12 protein-coding genes are annotated in these 16,595 nt (G+C 49.2%); 2 read left to right on the top strand and 10 right to left on the bottom strand.

Translation table 11 applies throughout. From position 1 onward, the window contains the following. The 6 genes from era to GXO76_00630 form a co-directional block, all read right to left on the bottom strand. On the bottom strand, positions 1–448 hold a 448-nt coding region (era, locus tag GXO76_00655; GenBank protein NOY76354.1), incomplete at its 3' end, for a GTPase Era. Between the two features lie 256 nt (positions 449–704). Next, on the bottom strand, positions 705–1,733 hold the full coding sequence (locus GXO76_00650; protein NOY76353.1) for a hypothetical protein: 1,029 nt from the start codon (positions 1,731–1,733) through the stop codon (positions 705–707). Positions 1,734–1,795: 62 nt separating this feature from the next. Continuing rightward, positions 1,796–2,428 (bottom strand): tetratricopeptide repeat protein, encoded by a 633-nt coding sequence (locus GXO76_00645; protein NOY76352.1) that lies wholly within the window; start codon positions 2,426–2,428, stop codon positions 1,796–1,798. A 173-nt stretch (positions 2,429–2,601) separates the two neighbouring features. Continuing rightward, entirely contained in the window at positions 2,602–3,798 is a 1,197-nt protein-coding gene (locus GXO76_00640; protein NOY76351.1) for a sensor histidine kinase, read from the bottom strand. Between the two features lie 7 nt (positions 3,799–3,805). Then, a complete protein-coding gene (locus tag GXO76_00635) occupies positions 3,806–4,432 on the bottom strand; it encodes a dephospho-CoA kinase (protein NOY76350.1) in 627 nt (208 codons plus the stop codon). Further along, positions 4,429–8,664: a S8 family serine peptidase gene (locus GXO76_00630; GenBank protein NOY76349.1), complete on the bottom strand. Its 4,236-nt coding sequence runs from the start codon at positions 8,662–8,664 to the stop codon at positions 4,429–4,431. Before GXO76_00630 ends, GXO76_00635 begins: the two co-directional genes overlap by 4 nt. A 357-nt stretch (positions 8,665–9,021) precedes the next feature. Here GXO76_00630 and GXO76_00625 point away from each other — a divergent pair, with 357 nt between their 5' ends. Together GXO76_00625 and GXO76_00620 are read left to right on the top strand one after the other, a co-directional pair. Further along, positions 9,022–9,558 carry a Uma2 family endonuclease gene (locus GXO76_00625; GenBank protein NOY76348.1) on the top strand — a complete coding sequence of 179 codons (537 nt, stop codon included), beginning with the start codon at positions 9,022–9,024 and terminating at the stop codon, positions 9,556–9,558. Between the two features lie 102 nt (positions 9,559–9,660). Then, entirely contained in the window at positions 9,661–10,869 is a 1,209-nt protein-coding gene (locus tag GXO76_00620) for a methyltransferase (protein NOY76347.1), read from the top strand. A 1,075-nt stretch (positions 10,870–11,944) separates the two neighbouring features. Here the strand turns inward: GXO76_00620 and GXO76_00615 are convergent. The 4 genes from GXO76_00615 to GXO76_00600 all read right to left on the bottom strand — a co-directional run bounded on the left by GXO76_00615 (position 11,945) and on the right by GXO76_00600 (position 16,529). Further along, positions 11,945–12,715 carry a tetratricopeptide repeat protein gene (locus GXO76_00615; protein NOY76346.1) on the bottom strand — a complete coding sequence of 257 codons (771 nt, stop codon included), beginning with the start codon at positions 12,713–12,715 and terminating at the stop codon, positions 11,945–11,947. Positions 12,716–12,837: 122 nt separating this feature from the next. Then, positions 12,838–14,688 (bottom strand): protein BatD, encoded by a 1,851-nt coding sequence (locus GXO76_00610; protein ID NOY76345.1) that lies wholly within the window; start codon positions 14,686–14,688, stop codon positions 12,838–12,840. Between the two features lie 27 nt (positions 14,689–14,715). After that, on the bottom strand, positions 14,716–15,474 hold the full coding sequence (locus GXO76_00605; GenBank protein ID NOY76344.1) for a tetratricopeptide repeat protein: 759 nt from the start codon (positions 15,472–15,474) through the stop codon (positions 14,716–14,718). A 23-nt stretch (positions 15,475–15,497) separates the two neighbouring features. Beyond that, on the bottom strand, positions 15,498–16,529 hold the full coding sequence (locus GXO76_00600) for a VWA domain-containing protein (GenBank protein ID NOY76343.1): 1,032 nt from the start codon (positions 16,527–16,529) through the stop codon (positions 15,498–15,500). Positions 16,530–16,595 lie beyond the last annotated feature (66 nt).

The raw sequence follows: 16,595 nt of genomic DNA, 5'->3' as shown, positions 1-16,595 counted from the left end.
CCAGAAACGGGTGCGCTTTGGAATAGGCATCCATGAGAGGAAGAAGCGCGTCTTTGTGAATCAGATCAATTTTGTTGATCACCAGCAGCATGGGTTTGTTGAGGGGTTTCAACTGTTCCAGGATGTCCAGATCCATGGCGTTGGGACTCTCACTGGCCTCAACCATGAGCACCACCACATCGGCATCCCCGATGGCCGTTTTGGCGGCTTTCACCATAACGGACTGTAATTCGTACTGAGGCTTAATCAAACCCGGGGTGTCTAAAAATACCATCTGGTAGTCTTCACCGGTTAGAACACCCAGGATTTTATGGCGTGTGGTCTGGGGTTTGGGAGAAGTAATGGCCAACTTTGTACCCAGTAACGCATTCAGCAAAGTTGATTTCCCAACATTGGGTCTCCCAACCAGCGCGACATATCCCGCCTTGAAATTTTCCGGTATCTGCAAGGAAACCTCCTTTATGTCCAGGCTTTCATTGCCATATTGGAATCGATGATTTATTTGGTTCTTCAATAAAGCACTTACTTTTCAGTTAAATGTTAGCAATAACAGCTTATTCAATCGGCATTCAGAATCGGATCCTTGTCCTTTCTGTGGTACTCTGTGCTCCTCCGTGGTACTCCGTGTAACCAAAAAACAGGAACACAGAGAGCCTCAGAGAAGAAAAAAAGAGGACCTGAATGCATCGCTTAATTTTTTATTATTACCTATTTTTATTGAATTTTGTTCCATATTTTTCACTGATCGCTTCAATTTCTTCCGGGGCTGCATCGAAAATTTCGGCAAAGTGCTCTGCCGTTACGGCACGATTTAGCTGCTTCCCGGTGATCAAAGCCACGGCCCCAGCAAGAGCCCTTGTCGTCTCCTTTGAGGCCGTTTTCGGTTTTATCTGCACCCAATTTTTGAGGGCCGATTCAACAAATGGAGCGTCGTACAGGGGATCCAACACGCCGACAATCTGTTCGGCCACGGGATCCATTTGGTCGAGAATATGAAATGTAATCACCGGCCGGCGGTACCCAATCAGAGCCTCTTTCTTTCTGCGGATCTCCTCCCGCTCGTCCCGAATCACCGTGAATGCGGTCTGGAACTGGTACTCCATCAGCGGAACGCTTTGCCAGCTTCGCAAATAGAGCAGGCTCCTTAGAATGGCCTCTCCTTCCGTCTTGATTTTTTTGGAAAACCGGTAGGTAATTTCCTCAAAAAAGCGCGTGAGCAAATCCGATTCCCGAAGTCCGCCGCCGGCCCAAACCTGTGCGGGCGTTAACATGGAAAAAATCTCATTGGGCGTGTCGTTCCAGATCATTCCCAACTGGCGGAGCCGCTCCTCCTTTTTTTGAACGGAGGAAAAGGAAAGGGTTACATAATAGGTTTCGAGCAGAGATTGCCATTTTTCATCATACAATTCATTGGGACGGGGCAGCAGAATATTCAGCAATCCCCCGCTTTTTTCGTAGGCCTCGTGATATTTGAAATCACCGGCCGTGATTCGGGCATCGTTCAGGACATCCTCGACCGTTTTCCCCGGACGGGGCGGAAAGGATCCCAGGTACTCCCGAATGCGGGGCTCCCCATCTTCCTCCGGCAGAACCTCATACAGGGCCCGGTCATTTAATTCCGGTTTGGGACGATTAACAAAGGTTTCATCCAAAAACTGCCAGAGCTTTTCTCCGACCAGCGCGGTTGGAATCCAAATATCTTTAATGTCCTTTTTGGGCGGATGATGGTGCATCGTTTAATCCTCAAAATCTGGGTGTCTTAGCTTTTTCATTTAGATGTGAAACGCCGCTGTCGCTAAATAATGCTCTGTTTCATATTTTTGAGTGCCCGTTTGGCCATTTCGTAATCGGGGCGAATTTCAAGCGCGCTCCGTAGCAGCTCAGCCGACTTGCGAACGTCGTGCAAATAGTTGGCGTAAATAATAGCCTGATTGAACAGGGCCTTTGCCTGAAGATCGGTTGTGTTGATGGGATCATTTGGAGCACATGCAAAGGTTTGGTTGTAATGGGTGAGTGCCTGTTTCCAATCCCCCAGTAACATGAAAATGAGCCCGAGATCCAGATGAATTTTCGGAAAGTCCGGGAGTTCTTTTTCGGCCTGCCGGTACAGATGCCTCGCGTCAAAGTAATGGGCTTTCTGGTAACACTCCGCGTCCGCAACAAAAATAATCAACCAGGCATTGGGCGGATAGTGGGACAAATTCTGCTCATAAAATTCAAGGGCTTCCGCCGGGTTTTCGCCGTAAATCAGCCGTAAAAACTGGCTTACTTTTTCGACCCAATCCGGGCCCAGATGTTTGGTGTACATTTGAAGATAGGACTTCAAATACGTTTCAAGATAGGGCGAAACAGCCGCCATTTCCCAGAATACCTCTTCCCAATTTTCATCTGTTACCACAAGGGGCTGTTGTTTTTCATTTTCCGTCATTTTTTGAGGATCCTGATTCCGTTTTAATTAAAATGCAGTGTGATTCTTGCATGAATGCACTATTTTTAGACCATTGGAATTTTGTGAAGAAAAAAGATGAGAGACACACCCCTCAATCCCCTCTTTTTAGAGGGGACTTCTCACGTCTCTATCTCGGGTCGTTCTCTCTCAACTTAATCCAACCGGAGTTCGATGCGCATCGTGGTCCCCGCCCCGGGACGTGTTTCCCGAATTGTCAGACGGCCGTGATGGTACTCTTCCACAATCCGCCTGGCCAGGTTCAGTCCCAGGCCCCAGCCACGCTTTTTGGTACTGAATCCGGGCTTAAAAATCTTTTTCCGATCGGAGTACCGAATTCCTTTTCCGTTATCCGAGATGTCAACAAACACGCGATTTTTATTCGTTTCCACAAGGCCGGTTGTGATCGTTATTTTTCCGTTTTCTTTATCCAGGGCATCCAGGGCATTCTTGATTAAGTTTTCCAGCACCCACTCCATCAAATCGGGATTTATGGCTACCGGTGGGAGTTCCGTCATCTCCAGGGTAATTTCAACCTTCTTCCCCAACTGGGGCAGACGTCGTCTGAAATAAGTGACCACATTTTGAATCAGCTCCTGCAAATTTCGCCCTTCCAAATCCGCGCGGGAGCCAATTTGAGAAAAACGCGTGGCCACTTTTTGCAGCCGCAGCACATCCTGCTGCATCTCCGTGATTATGTCGGAAACAGCCTTTCCGTTTTTTGTGCGTTCGTCCAGAAGCTCAATCCAGCCCATGAGCGAGGACAACGGGGTTCCCAGCTGGTGGGCTGTTTCTTTGGCCATTCCCACCCAAATCAGGCGTTGTTCGCCCCGCTTAATGGCCGCAAATCCCATGAAGGCAATAAACAGAAACAGTCCCATAACGCCGATTTCAATGTACGGGAACCAGATCAATTTGGTAATGGTAGCGGAATCTCCGTAATACAGGTACCCCAGTGTAATGTCCTTGTAGTGAATGGGAATGGGCGTTGCGATTTCTTTCATCCGCTCCATTATTTTTTTCACTTTGACCAGACTTTCCGGCCGCCGATCTTCCGGTTTGATCCCAATTCCTTTCCAGGAAACCGGATTGTTATCCTTGTCGGTGTAAATGATCGGAAAATTCGTCCGTCGAATAATCTCATCAAAAATAAAGCTGAGATCGGTGTCGCTCTCCGTGGAGGCCGCCCGGGCGTAGAGATTGGCGTAAAACTCGATAATCGAACGCGACTCGTCCCGCAAATCTTCCACGATGCTTTTGGTGTAAAATAAAAGCACCAGAATAAGCATAACCGCACTTAAAAGGAGAAATCCCTTAAATCGGCCGGAGGAGGGGTTTAAAAATCTTCCCATATTTTTCCTATTGAATTCGTTTTTGCCAGTCCCGGTAGATTTTTTCTACCTGTTCTTTCAACTGTTCAAGCGTCCCATCGTTCCAGATCACCCGGTCTGCCCGGGCGATTTTTTTCTCAAGTGGCCATTGATTGTGCAAGCGGGCCCGCACCTCTTCTGCCGATAATCCGCTGCGTGCCATCACTCTTTGTACACACACATCTTCAGAAGCCGCCACGACCAGAATTTCATCCATCACACCGGTAAGACCCGTTTCAAAAATCAAGGGGGCATCTACCACCAGAATTCCGCGGAAATCGGCCTGTGCCAGTTTGCGGATTTCATCCCGAATGGCATGAATCACTTCCGGATGAACAATGCTGTTCAACCGGTTAAGGGCTTCCGGATTTTCAAAAACAAGCGACGCCATTTTCTTCGCATTCAAACGACCGTCCGGTGTGTAGCTGTCCTCGCCAAAGGTCCGTCGGATTTTTTCGCGTACCGCATCCGACTTCTCCATCAGCCGGCGGGCCAGAGCATCCGTGTTAATGACCCGGGCACCCTTCTCTTCCAGAAACCGGCTCACGGTTGTCTTTCCGCTGCCCATAATGCCGGTGACTCCCACAACTAAAAACGGTTTTTTTTGATCTGTCATTTGATCACCGCAAATTTTCCCATTTTCGTTTCCGATCCGTTGGTTACCCGAAAAATGTAGATTCCCGCGGGTACGTACTCACCATTGGCCAACTTCAAATCCCAGGCCGTTCCGCCGTCTCCATTCCTTTCTTCCAGCGAAGCCACCCGAAGTCCCTGGAGATTAAAAATCCAGATGGTTGCGGTTCGGGTCAGATTGGCAAAAATCACCTTTGTATCCGTTCCCAAACGCACCGGATTGGGGTACGTGAATACCCGAGACAAATCCGTTCGATAAAACTGAAAGGTTTTGTGATCGCCGCGTCCTTTTTCAACAGAAATCCCCTGTCGGTTTTTGACGCCCTGAACGGTCAATTGATAGCGCACACCCAGTGCCCCGATCGGACGATCGCGTCCGAGTGAAAGAAGGACCTGATCCGGTGCGGCCGGGTTCCAGCTTGCCTTCAGAACGGCGATAAAAGGTGTGATCCGGTAGTGATCCGGAAGAACGGCCGAAAGAGAATCCATCGGTTCATTAAACCAGAGTTTTATGTGATTGGGCGGCAAAAAATCCGCCCGGGTCATATACGGCGTGTAAATTTGAGAGGGCACTGCAATCTTCGCCCGCCGGAAACGAACATCCACGGGCGTCCCCTCCGAATCAGAAAGAGCGGAAACCGAAACCTGAACGGTTCCGGCCGGCACGCTTTCCAGGGAATCCGTCAGGAGAATTTCCCTGCCGCCATGCCCCACCACAAACGAAACCGGATGACGTTTTCGATTGACAGAAGAAAGTTCGGGCTGAACAAGCGTAAAGGACTCCCGCTGAACCGACTTTGGCAAAATGCCTTCTGAAAAATAGAGCCGATATTGGTTGGGTAAAACAGCCCTTGCAGAATCGAGCCGAACCGGCCGGTGCGGACGCGCCATTTTGGGGGAGGATGTCTGCGTTTCCCGATTCTTTTCCGCCAGAATCCAGTAGCGGTAGATTTGCCCTTCGTGTGCCGTAGAATCCAAAAACGTATCGGCCGTGGTCTTTCCAATCTGAATGGAATCGGATGCATTGAGTTCCGCCCGAAAAATGCGGAATGAAACGGCTGCTGCCACCGTTTTCCAGCTCAGAGCCACCCGCTCGGTGTCCAGAGGAATTGCCTTAAAATCTTCAAAAAATTTGGGTCTGATGTGAGTTCCTCCGGGCAGTTGAAACCGCTGCAGTCCGTTGCCCGAATCGTACACCAGCTCGTTCCGGCCATCACCATCCAAATCACCCGTCACAGCGGAATTTGTCCGGGCGGGACTGCCGCACCAAACAGGCACGAAGGCGGCTGAGGCAGCATCAAAATGAATCACGTAAAAATTGGGGTAAAAGCCCAGCAGCAAATCGGCACGGCCGTCGCCCGTAACGTCCCCGGCCGTCATTCCCGACGGAAAATTTTTGGGTGAGTGAAACCCGTAAAACTCCTGCTGCCAGGCCACGGCAAAGCTGTCGCCGGCCACGTGGGTGTAAATCCGTACCAACCACCGGCGGTTGTCAAACACGTGCTCCAGATCGATGTCGGGTTTTGAATGGCAGCCCACGGCAAAATCCGTGGAGCCATTGCCGTCAAAATCGCCGGACGCGAGGAAATCAATGGTGTCCATCAGAGGCAGGTGATCGGTCCAAATCACCCTTGGCGCTCCGCCGGGGGACACTTCGTACAGGTACACATCACCGTCGTAATCGCCAAACAGGAGATCCTTTTGCCCATTTTCCGTAAAATCCCCGATTTCCACATGCGGAACCCCCGTGCCGTTGGTCCCGGCTGTCGGATTCGGAAAGGAATCGGTGGGCACAAATTGAAAATCACCCGCGTTGTGAAAGAGGGTAAATACCGACCCTTTTCGCGCCAGGATGTCTTTTTTGCCGTCGCCGTCCAGATCGGCCAGCCGACTCGCCCATACATCGGTGGAATCCCACCAGACCAGCCGGGAAGGCCAGCCATCGGCGCCGCGTGCAAACAGATAGGTGGTTCCTCCGGCACCGGCCAGCAGCTCGGTGTGCCCATCCCCGTTGACATCCCCCGTGTCTCTGGGAATCGCCACATAAGGAGTCTGATAGACCTCCGTGAAATCCCGGCCATTCCATTCGTAAATAGCCAGCGGCCCAAACGACTGGCCGTTTTTTTTGTACTGATTCAGAACCAGTTCCGGCTGCCCGTTTTGATTAAAATCAGTAAGATCGGGCAGAAGATACCCGGAAGGAACGGAGATGGGGCGTGTTTCTTCCAGAATTTGGGGATAAAAGGCATCGGTCAAATCGAAATGAATCAGCCCCGTTCCTTCTGGAAGGCGTCGGACGAGTCCGGCTCGGTTCCGGAGGGTCAGGTAAAAATCCCCCTGATCAGGAAATGAAACCGGATCCACTAAAAAGCTGTTTGCTCGCCCTGAAAAGGGAAGACTTTTCATCCGGAACGGCCCCGTATCCGAATGATCTCTGTAAAAAAGCGCGGCTGTACACACATCATCGGTGGCAAATTCGCCCAGAAGCACCCGTCGGTTGCCCGATAGCATCGCCTGAAGAATCAGAGAATCCCTGACGACAGGCGCCGTGTGATCGACAAAAACGCGGACGAAATCATCCGCCTCCGTTCCATCCGTATTTAAAACCTGTAGCCGAAGAGTGAAGCTGGTGTCGGCTGTTTGAGGGACCGACCATTCAGCCAGGGTGTCGTCAATTACCTGGTAGGTTGACAGACTTTTCAGGGGTGTCCAGTCCGAAGGATTATCCCCCGTGCCCACGCTGATTCGGGCCTGGCGGAACAGCGGAGATGAGGCGGTTCCGGTGATTTCGATCGTGCCTCCGGAAAACCCCTGATCCATTTTCGGAGAGGTCATTTCAGCCACCGGGGCATCGGAGACCTCAAGGGCCCGGAATGCATTCAGGCGGCCGGCGCCAAAGGTGGAATCCCAACCGGCTTCTCCCAGATCGTCAGCGGTCGAAATCAACACCTGTTTAAGCATTTCGGCCGAAAAATCCGGGTGCTGCGACAGCACCAATCCGGCGCTGCCCGTCACAAAGGGAGCGGCTGCCGATGTACCGCTGACTTCCCCGTAGGAGTTGTTGCGAAGCGTGGTTAAAATCTGCTGCCCCGGTGCCACCAAATCCAGTGAAATGCCGTATGTGGAAAAACTGGCACGGGCATCGTAGGCCGTTGAGGCACCCACGGAAAGGGTTTGCGGCAAACCGGACGGGTAGTGCATTTTGCTGTTACCGCTGTTCCCGGACGAGGCCACGCAGAGCACGTTACTCTCGGTTGCAAATTGAATGACATCCCGCAAAAACGGGGTAATCGCCACATCGCCAAAGCTCATATTAATTACGCGCGCCCCATTTTCGACGGCGTACATCACGGCAGCTGCCACGTCATCTTCTTCCAGCAAGCCCCGGCTCGTTCCGGCCCGAAGATTCATCACCCGGCAGCCCGGAGCCACACCGGCCACACCGATTCCGTTATCCGCTGTTGCCGCAATAATTCCCGCCACCGCTGTTCCGTGCCCGTTCTCGTCGGCGGGGTTGTTGTCCCGATTTCGGTAGTCACCGCCATCCGGATAATTGGGAGCATCCACAAAATCCCATCCCTGAATGTCATCGACAAACCCGTTGCCGTCATCGTCCACTCCGTTAAAATCTGAGGAATCCACCCGGCCATTGTGATTTAAATCCTCGCCGGGATTGATCCAGATGGCCTTTTTCAGGTCCGGGTGATCGTAATCGATTCCGGTGTCAATGACCGCCAGAAGAACGGAAGGATCGCCCCGGGTCACATTCCACGCCTGTTCGGCTTGAATTTTCCGGAGTCCCCACTGCTTGCTCAAATCCGGGTCATCGGGCGTCCAATCCACCCGAAACAGGTGATTGCGGACGGCGTATTCCACCTGCGGTAATGCCCGAAGAACCCGGAGCAAAGAGTCCGAATTGACGGATGTCTTGGTTCGTAAGATAAAAAATGACTTTTTAAAGGCGCGGGCCTGTTTTGAAAGAGACTTCCCCGAAGAAGATGCCGGTCGGAACAGGGGACTGACTGTTATCAGGGATTTTTGAACGGATTTAAACACCGTGGGAGAAGGCCTAAATTCGCCTTTTTCTTCAGTAACAAGTCCCGGCTGGCGCAGTTTAACAATAAGCTCGTGGGGAACGGTCTGGGCGTTCACCCCGACAGGAAAACCGATCAGGAAAAAAACAACAAGGCACAAACTGTAGTTAACAACCTTCATAAAAATCTCTCTGCCAAAACCCTCTGGGGTACTCTGTGCTCCTCAGTGCTTCTCTGTGTAACCTCAAAAAAACGTAACACAGAGAACCGCAGAGAAAACTATTTTTGATTGTTAAAAGTACTCCATTTCCGACAAAAAATCAAGGCCTTTACCCGTTAATTTCACGAATTTTCACAAATAGATTTTTATTGAAGTTACATAAGCGTCATTCAGATAGCTCGCGGTTTTCAGTGTGAACGTGGAGCCATTTTCAGATTTTTAAATTATCGCTTGCATTCTTTTTTATTCTTTAATAATTTAAATGTGAATCTAACACGAGGGAGCGTCCAAATGGAACACATCCTAAAAAACCCTTCCCTGCAAGAGCGTTTTACCTACGACGACTACAAAAATCTTCCCAACGACGGAAAACGATATGAAATCATTGAAGGGGAACTTCTCATGGCACCTTCACCTAAAACCAGTCACCAGAAATTGGTTGGCAATTTGTTTATTCAATTGGCTCATTTTATTAAAGAACATTCTCTTGGACAAATCTTCACGGCTCCACTGGATGTCATTTTATCCGCGATTAACATTGTTCAGCCCGATATTCTTTTCATCTCCAGAGACCGGGAATCCATTATTACCGAGGATAACATTCAGGGGGCTCCTGATCTGATCATCGAAGTGGTTTCTCCCTTTTCTGCAAAATTGGACCGCACGATCAAGAAAAAGCTTTATTATGCCTACAGTGTGAAGGAATATTGGATTGCAGATCCCGAGGAAGAAACGATTGACGTATTTGTCTGGACAATCGACGGCTACGAGCTGCGCGGAACCTTTTCAAAATCCGACCACCTGCGGTCTTCCCTGTTAAAAACCCTTGATCTCAATCTGGAAGCGGTCTTTTGATGCCGGTACGTTCCCAACAGATATTCAACTCAACAATCTGCCTTTTTGCCTCTCATTTTTTACGCCTGTTTACACATACAAAATTTTACCCGGAGTACTGAAATGACATCCCGAGAGCGGGTTTTAAAAACCCTTCAACACGAAGAACCGGATCGGGTTCCTATTGACCTGGGAGGAATGCGCTCCACCGGTATTATGGCCATTGCGTACAACCGTCTCAAAAAATACCTTGGCATTTCCGGCGGCACCACCCGCGTGTACGATATCGGCCAGCAATTGGCCGAGCCCGAACCCTGGCTGCTGGAGCGATTTCAAATTGATGTGGTGGATTTGACCCACACGTTCGGGCAAGATCCCGAAAACTGGAAAGACTGGCCTCTGCCCGACGGATCGCTGGGACAAATCTTGAAATCATCCTACCCGGTTCGAAGGAACGGGGGGTGGGTTCTTACGGACGGCATCCGCGAGACAGCCCGAATGCCGGAAGGCGCCCTCTACTTCGACCAGTGCTACTGGCCCCTGGCGGAAGCCGCTTCCTCAAAAGACATTGAAACTTACAATTGGCCGTATGTAACTGACGAGGAACTGAAATCCCTTGAACAAAAAGCCAAAACCCTGTACGAAGAAACGGATTTTGCCATTATGGGCAGTTTCGGGGGAAGCATTCTGGAATGGGGGCAGGGATTGCGCGGCTGGGAAAATTTCATGGTTGATCTGGCTATGAACGAACCCTTTGTTCAGGATCTAATGGACAAAATGGTGGAGGTTCATCTGAAAAATCTGGAGGGTTTTCTTCAGGCCGTGGGCGATCACATTCAAATCATCGAAATGGGTGACGATCTTGGCACACAGAATGCCCCCCAGATGTCACCGGACATGTACCGGGAACTCATCAAGCCCCGCCACAAGACCATTTACCAGTACGCCAAGCAACACTCCGGCTTGCACCTGTTTTTGCACAGCTGCGGGTCCGTGTACGATCTCATCCCCGACTTAATCGATGCCGGCGTGGACATTTTGAATCCGGTGCAAACCTCTGCTGCCAAAATGGACCCGAAAACGCTCAAAGATGAATTTGGTGACCGGCTCACCTTTTGGGGCGGGGGTGTGGACACTCAGTCTGTCCTTCCCCGGGGCACCCCCGAAGGCGTAGCCGCTCATGTAAGGGAGAGAATTGAAATTTTTGCGCCGGGCGGGGGATTTGTATTTTGTGCCGTGCACAACATCCAGGCAAATGTGCCGCCGGAAAATATTGTCGCAGCCTACGACGCGGCCATTCGGTATGGAACGTACGGAGGGGAAGTTTCGTAAAAGCACCATCACCCCAATGAATTCAGGTGATGGTACAACACTTTTTCGGTCTGTCAAAACAGGTCTGATATACCCCCCCAGGCCTTTGTACCATCACCACAATTGTGGTGAAACGGGAAAATCACACTCTTGTACCATCACCACAATTTATTGTGGTGAATAAAAAAAGGGTTCTACTGTTTTTTTATGAGGATAATGATTTTTTTGAAAATAGGACATAGTTTCTTTTTGACTTCCCCCCTGACGCGGGGGTGTCCGAGAGAACTGCATTGCCACGAGCTTTGGCTCGAGGAAGGAGTTGACTCTTGTTATTTAGAGCTTTAACCCACTATTTTTTTGAATTTTTGGGCTAAAGCCCGGCAGATAATTGATTTCCATTTCATCCACGACCTGAAGGTCGTGGCTATTCAAAAAAATTGAAACGGGTGTAATGGTTTTGATAATAAAGATCGTTCTCACAAAATTTCACGATTAATATTGTGGGAAAGGAAGTGGGGCTAAAATAGTGGAAACCATTTCCATGGGGTTTAATTATTTGAGTGAATTCAACTTGGTTTGAGGATTGTTTATGTTTGAACCAACATGGGAATCAGGAAACCTGACTTGCCACGACCTTCAGGTCGTGGACGAAGAGGCTTTCCCTCAGGAATGGGCTTTAGCCCAATCGCCTTTTTGGAGAAACCGGAGTAAGTTTCAAATCTCCCGAATTCAATCTCTCGAAGCCACCGAAAGGGCTGTCCGAGAAAATGTCATTGGAGGGAAGAGTCAGAATTGCCTGTCTTTTGTTCCACAAAGGATTTTATTGCTTAGATTTCACGGAAACCAAAGCACTGAAATTTCAGTAAAGACAATAAATTCGCGTGATGGTACAACGCCTCTTTTTCAAAATAAGTGTCCCCCCACGCCTTTGTACCATCACTACAACTTATTGTGGTAAAACGGGAAAATCACACTCTTGTACCATCACCACAATTTATTGTGGTGAAAAACAGAAACCATACCCAAAATATAAACCACATACACCATCACCACAACTTATTGTGGTGAATAAAAAAAACCGCCCCCCCAAAAAACCTCAAATCGTCCCTACGGTTTTTGCGGGTAGCCAGCCCTCTTTTCCATCGGCCAACTTAATCTCAAACCAGCCGTTTGCTTTTTGTTCAACCCGTACCTTAACGCCTTCGTGCAGGGAAAAAACCAGTGTGCCGTCTTGGGAGGGAGCACTTTTCACGTCGACTTTCGGTACCAGAACAACGGCTTCCACCGTATGCGTCTGCGCCCAGACCTTCGTACTGAGTGTAAATGCAAAGACCACAAACAAAATACCCAAAGCCCAGGCCAGCCGGCGGGCCACTTTGCGGAGGCTGTGATTTCGGACCAGCAGGGCCAGCACAAGAAAAAGAATCATCAGCACATAAAAAACGACGGTTATCCAGAAAAGCGTGCCCGTACCAAAAAGATTCTGAAAGGATTTAAAATAGCGGATGTAAAAGAGCTCGGGTATCGAGGGAATACGGTCAACCACCCGCAGGTTGACTAACTCCAGATTATGGCGAATATCTTCATCCCGCGGCGCCAGTTTCAACGCCCGATTGTAGTACAAAACCGAAAGCCCGATTTTGTGCAGTTTGTAATAGGCATTCCCAAGATTGTAGTAAAGCTCCGGGGATTCGTAACCCATTTTAAGAATTTGCTGATAATCGGAAACGGCTTCTGCGTACTGTCCCTTCTGGTACGCCTCATTTCCCTTTTGGTACAAATAGATCTTCTGATCCGCATGCAAAAGAGACGTTATTCCAAAAATAATCCACAAAACGAAAATCGATGTCCTGGAAAATTGCCTCATTTATTTCTCCCAATCCACCTTTGGCATAACACCATAACCTGCCGGAATCTTGAGCCGGACATACCGGATATCGTGTTTAACGGGCTCATTCTGTCAAACTGTTTAAACCTAAAACTCACCATCTAAATCACCTTTTCCAACCGAATAATGGCCTGACTGGCATCGTCGAAACAGCGCTTCATATCCTCAAGGGTGCTGTTCGCCGGGGCGAATCTCTGAAAATCGCAGGTCCTCAGACAGTCCAGATACCGGCGAATGGTTTCTTCATCCACCCCGCGGTCGCGCAGAAGTTTTTCCACTTCGTCTGTCATAATTCCGGCCGTTGGCAAATTGAATTTATCCCCAAAAAATCCAAGAAGCGCCCTTGAAATCTCCGCAAAAAATTCCTTTTGTGTGTCGACGGCCAGCATCTTTTTTGCATTTTGCAGCCGTTTTTTGGCGATTTGGTTGGCTTTTTGGCTGCGTGCAAACGCCACGTTTTCGGTCAACCGGTCCTGGTAGCGTTTGTAACCGAAAGCCCCTCCCAATACAATCAGCGGGAAAAACACAATCAACCAGAAAAAGGCTGTTTTGTAAAAAAAGTGGTTTATTTTTTGAAATTCCGGCGGTTGCGTTTTGATAAACCGGATGTCTTTTCCAATGAGTTGCACGTCTTCTTTTGAAAGGCCTTCCCCCAAAGAAACCACGGATTCCGCACCGGGTTTGACGTGCACCACAAACTCCGGTGAATGAACCGTTTGATAGGCTTTTTTGACCGGATTAAAATAGCTGAAAGAAATCGGAGCAATTCTTTGCTCACCGGGAAATCGGGGGATCAACACATACTCGAATGTTTTGTAACCGTGAACACCCGTTGCCGTTCGATTGATTTTCTCGGTGATTTTGGGTTCGTACCGCTCAAAATCCGGGGGGATGGTCACTTTGGGTTCCGGGAGCATTTTAATATTTCCGGTCCCCGAAATTTTGACGGTCAGTGTCACCGCCTCATTTGCTTTCACGGAATCCTTACTGAGTTTGGCCGTCATGTTAAAGGTGCCCACGGCCCCGGAAAAATCGGCCGGTTTTCCTTCCTCCGGCAGGGGCAGCACGGTAATGGTAATCGGCTGCGATTGGATGTCCCTTTCCACCTGCTTGCCAAAAAAATCGTCATTAAAAAAATCATCAAAAATGTCCCGGGAGCGTCGGGTATTCCGAATTTGCACCTGGCAGGTCACCACCATCGGATCAATCACCTTTTTCCCGGGAGCGGTTGGGAAAAGTACCATTTTTTTAAGATCGGCAACGACGTATTTGACGCCGTTCAAAATCTCATTTCGTGTTTGAGGCCGTGGAGGTAAGGGAATGTCTTCCGCCCAAAACCCCTCCGTTCTGGGAAGCGATTTAACGCCGTAACCGGTAACCGATACACGCGTGTAAATCCGAAAGGTGACCACAACCGGCTCGTTTTGGTAAACCTTCCGCCGGTTCACGAGGGCCCGCAGGAAAAGGGTACTGTTCGACCTGCTCTTCGCGCCTGTACCCGTTCTGGGGTTCGCCGAAGGCTGCTGCCCTCCCGCCACAGGAGGCGGTTGTGAAGGCGTTCGGCTTTGAATAAGAAGGGTTAACGGGTTGGTTTTGTACGTTTTTCCCTTCACTTTGACCACAATCGGAGGGATGGTAAAAGCTCCCGCACGGGTTGCTCGATAATAGTAAATCAGGGTTTTTGAAACGGACATACTGCCGTTGATAAATTGAATGCTTTGAGAGCTGCTGCTTCCCATAAAATCAGCAAATTTTGAAATGTCCGGAAGCTTCGGCGACGATATTTTACTGGCCCCGCTGCCGGATGCCTCCACCGATACGGAAAATTGCTGCCCCACCGATATGCGGTTCTGATTCAAATAGGCACGGACCGATAGGTTCCCGGCCCAGGCCTGGGAAGCCACAAGCCAGATAATCAATCCGACACCGTTTAAAAGTCTTCTTCCGTTCATTTTACGCCACAATTGATTCCATCACGGTTACCAATCTTTTGCCACCCGGGCACGACCGCCCCGGGCGTGCATCTGCCGTTTCTTTTGAAGCTTTTTCTCATCATTTTTGAGCGCATTCAGAATGCGTTCCGCATCCTTCTTGCTCATTTCATTCTTTTTCTGCTTCTGAGCCTGCTGCTTCTGCTGCTGTTTCTGTTGGCCCTGCTTTTGTTGCTGCTGTTTCTGTTGTTGCTGTTGTTTTTTCTGTTGATTTTGATTCTTCTGATTATTTTGCTTCTGTTGCTGCTGTTGTTGTTGTTTCTGCTGCTGCTGGTTTTGCCGCCGGTTCTGCGGTTTCTTTTTGGCGTTTTCCTTCAGTTTGCGGCGAACATATTCCAGATTGTATTTGGCGTCACGATCGTTCGGATCAAGTTTGAGCGCTTCTTTGTACGATAAAATGCTTTCCGGCAATTTGCCCAGTTTGTAAAGGCAATTCCCCAAATTGTAATAGGCCTGCTCCTGAACGTGAATATCTTTTGAGTTCAGGGCTTTCTGATAGGATTTCAGGGCCTCTTTGTAGTTCTTCTTTTTATACAGGGCATCACCCACATTAAAGTGGATGAGCGGAGATTCGGGATTTTTCAGCAGTGCATCCTGATATTTGTTCAGCGCTTCATCAAATTTCTTGTTCTTAAACGCCTCATTTCCCTTTTTCACACGAGACCGCGCCGTATCCGCGTGAAGACTTGTACCAAACGCAAGAGCACACACCAGAAACAACAGTTGTACGATTATTAATTTTTTCATTTTGATGTTTACTTTTAGATTTTTTATGCGAACCGTCCCTTCCATTCGGCCTTAATTTTTCGCCGTTCGGGAATAAACATCTCCAGAAGTAACAAAACCAATCCTATGGCCAAAAAATACTGGAACCGGTCCTCGTACTGCGAATAAATCCGGGAGGCCAATTCCTTTTTCTGCATCTTTGAAATATCCGCGTAAATTTTATTCAGCTCCATTTCACCGGACGTGGCGTGGTAGTATTTTCCGCCCGTTTGCAGTGCAATCTTCTCCAGCGTTACTTCGTCTAATTTCGTCATCACCACATTGCCATTTTGATCTCGTTTGAACCCGAGACTCTTTCCGTTGGCGTCGTAGAGGGGAATGGGCACCCCCTGGGGTGAACCGATTCCCACGGTGTAAATCACCACGCCTTGTTTCTCTGCAGCATCAGCCATTTTCATCGGGTCGCCCTGCAGGTTTTCGCCGTCCGTAATAATAATCAAGACCTTGTGCTTACGTTCCTTCTGGACGAAGGAATTCATGGCGACGGAAATGGCCTTTCCGATATTCGTACCCGGCTGAGGGATAAGGTCGGTGTCCATAATGTCCAGGAACATTTTGGCGGCCGAATAATCCAGCGTCAGCGGACACTGAACGAAGGCATTTCCGGCAAAAGCAATCAACCCGATGCGGTCGCCCTGCAAGTGGTCAATTAAATTGGCCACCTCGTGTTTGGCTTTCTCCAGGCGGTTGGGTTTGATGTCCTCCGCCTTCATCGAAAGGGACACATCCATCGCCACAAAAATATCCACACCTTTGCGTTTTACTTCTTCCAATTTGGTGCCAATTTGCGGTCGGGCCAGCGCCAGAATAAAAAAGGCGTAGCTTGAAATCAAAAGTGCATTCTTCCAGCGGTGGTTTTTCCCGCTGTAGGAAATCATCAGCTTTTTCAACGCCAGGAGATTTCCAAACCGTTCCAGGGCTCGTTGTTTATTTTTTCCGACCCAGTAAAAAAAGGCGATCCAGACCGGAATTAAGATCAAAAAATACAATGCAAATGAATTGGCAAACCTCAGCATGTAAGCGTTAAACTCCTTGCTTTTTCAGGACATCCCGATTAAACTTGTTTTTTTGTTTTTTCAGTC

Source organism: Calditrichota bacterium, assembly GCA_013151735.1.
In the GTDB taxonomy this organism is placed as follows: Bacteria; Zhuqueibacterota; JdFR-76; order JdFR-76; family BMS3Abin05; genus BMS3Abin05.
Note: the sequence above shows the minus strand (reverse complement) of the source record. Positions and strands in the feature narration are given on the sequence as shown.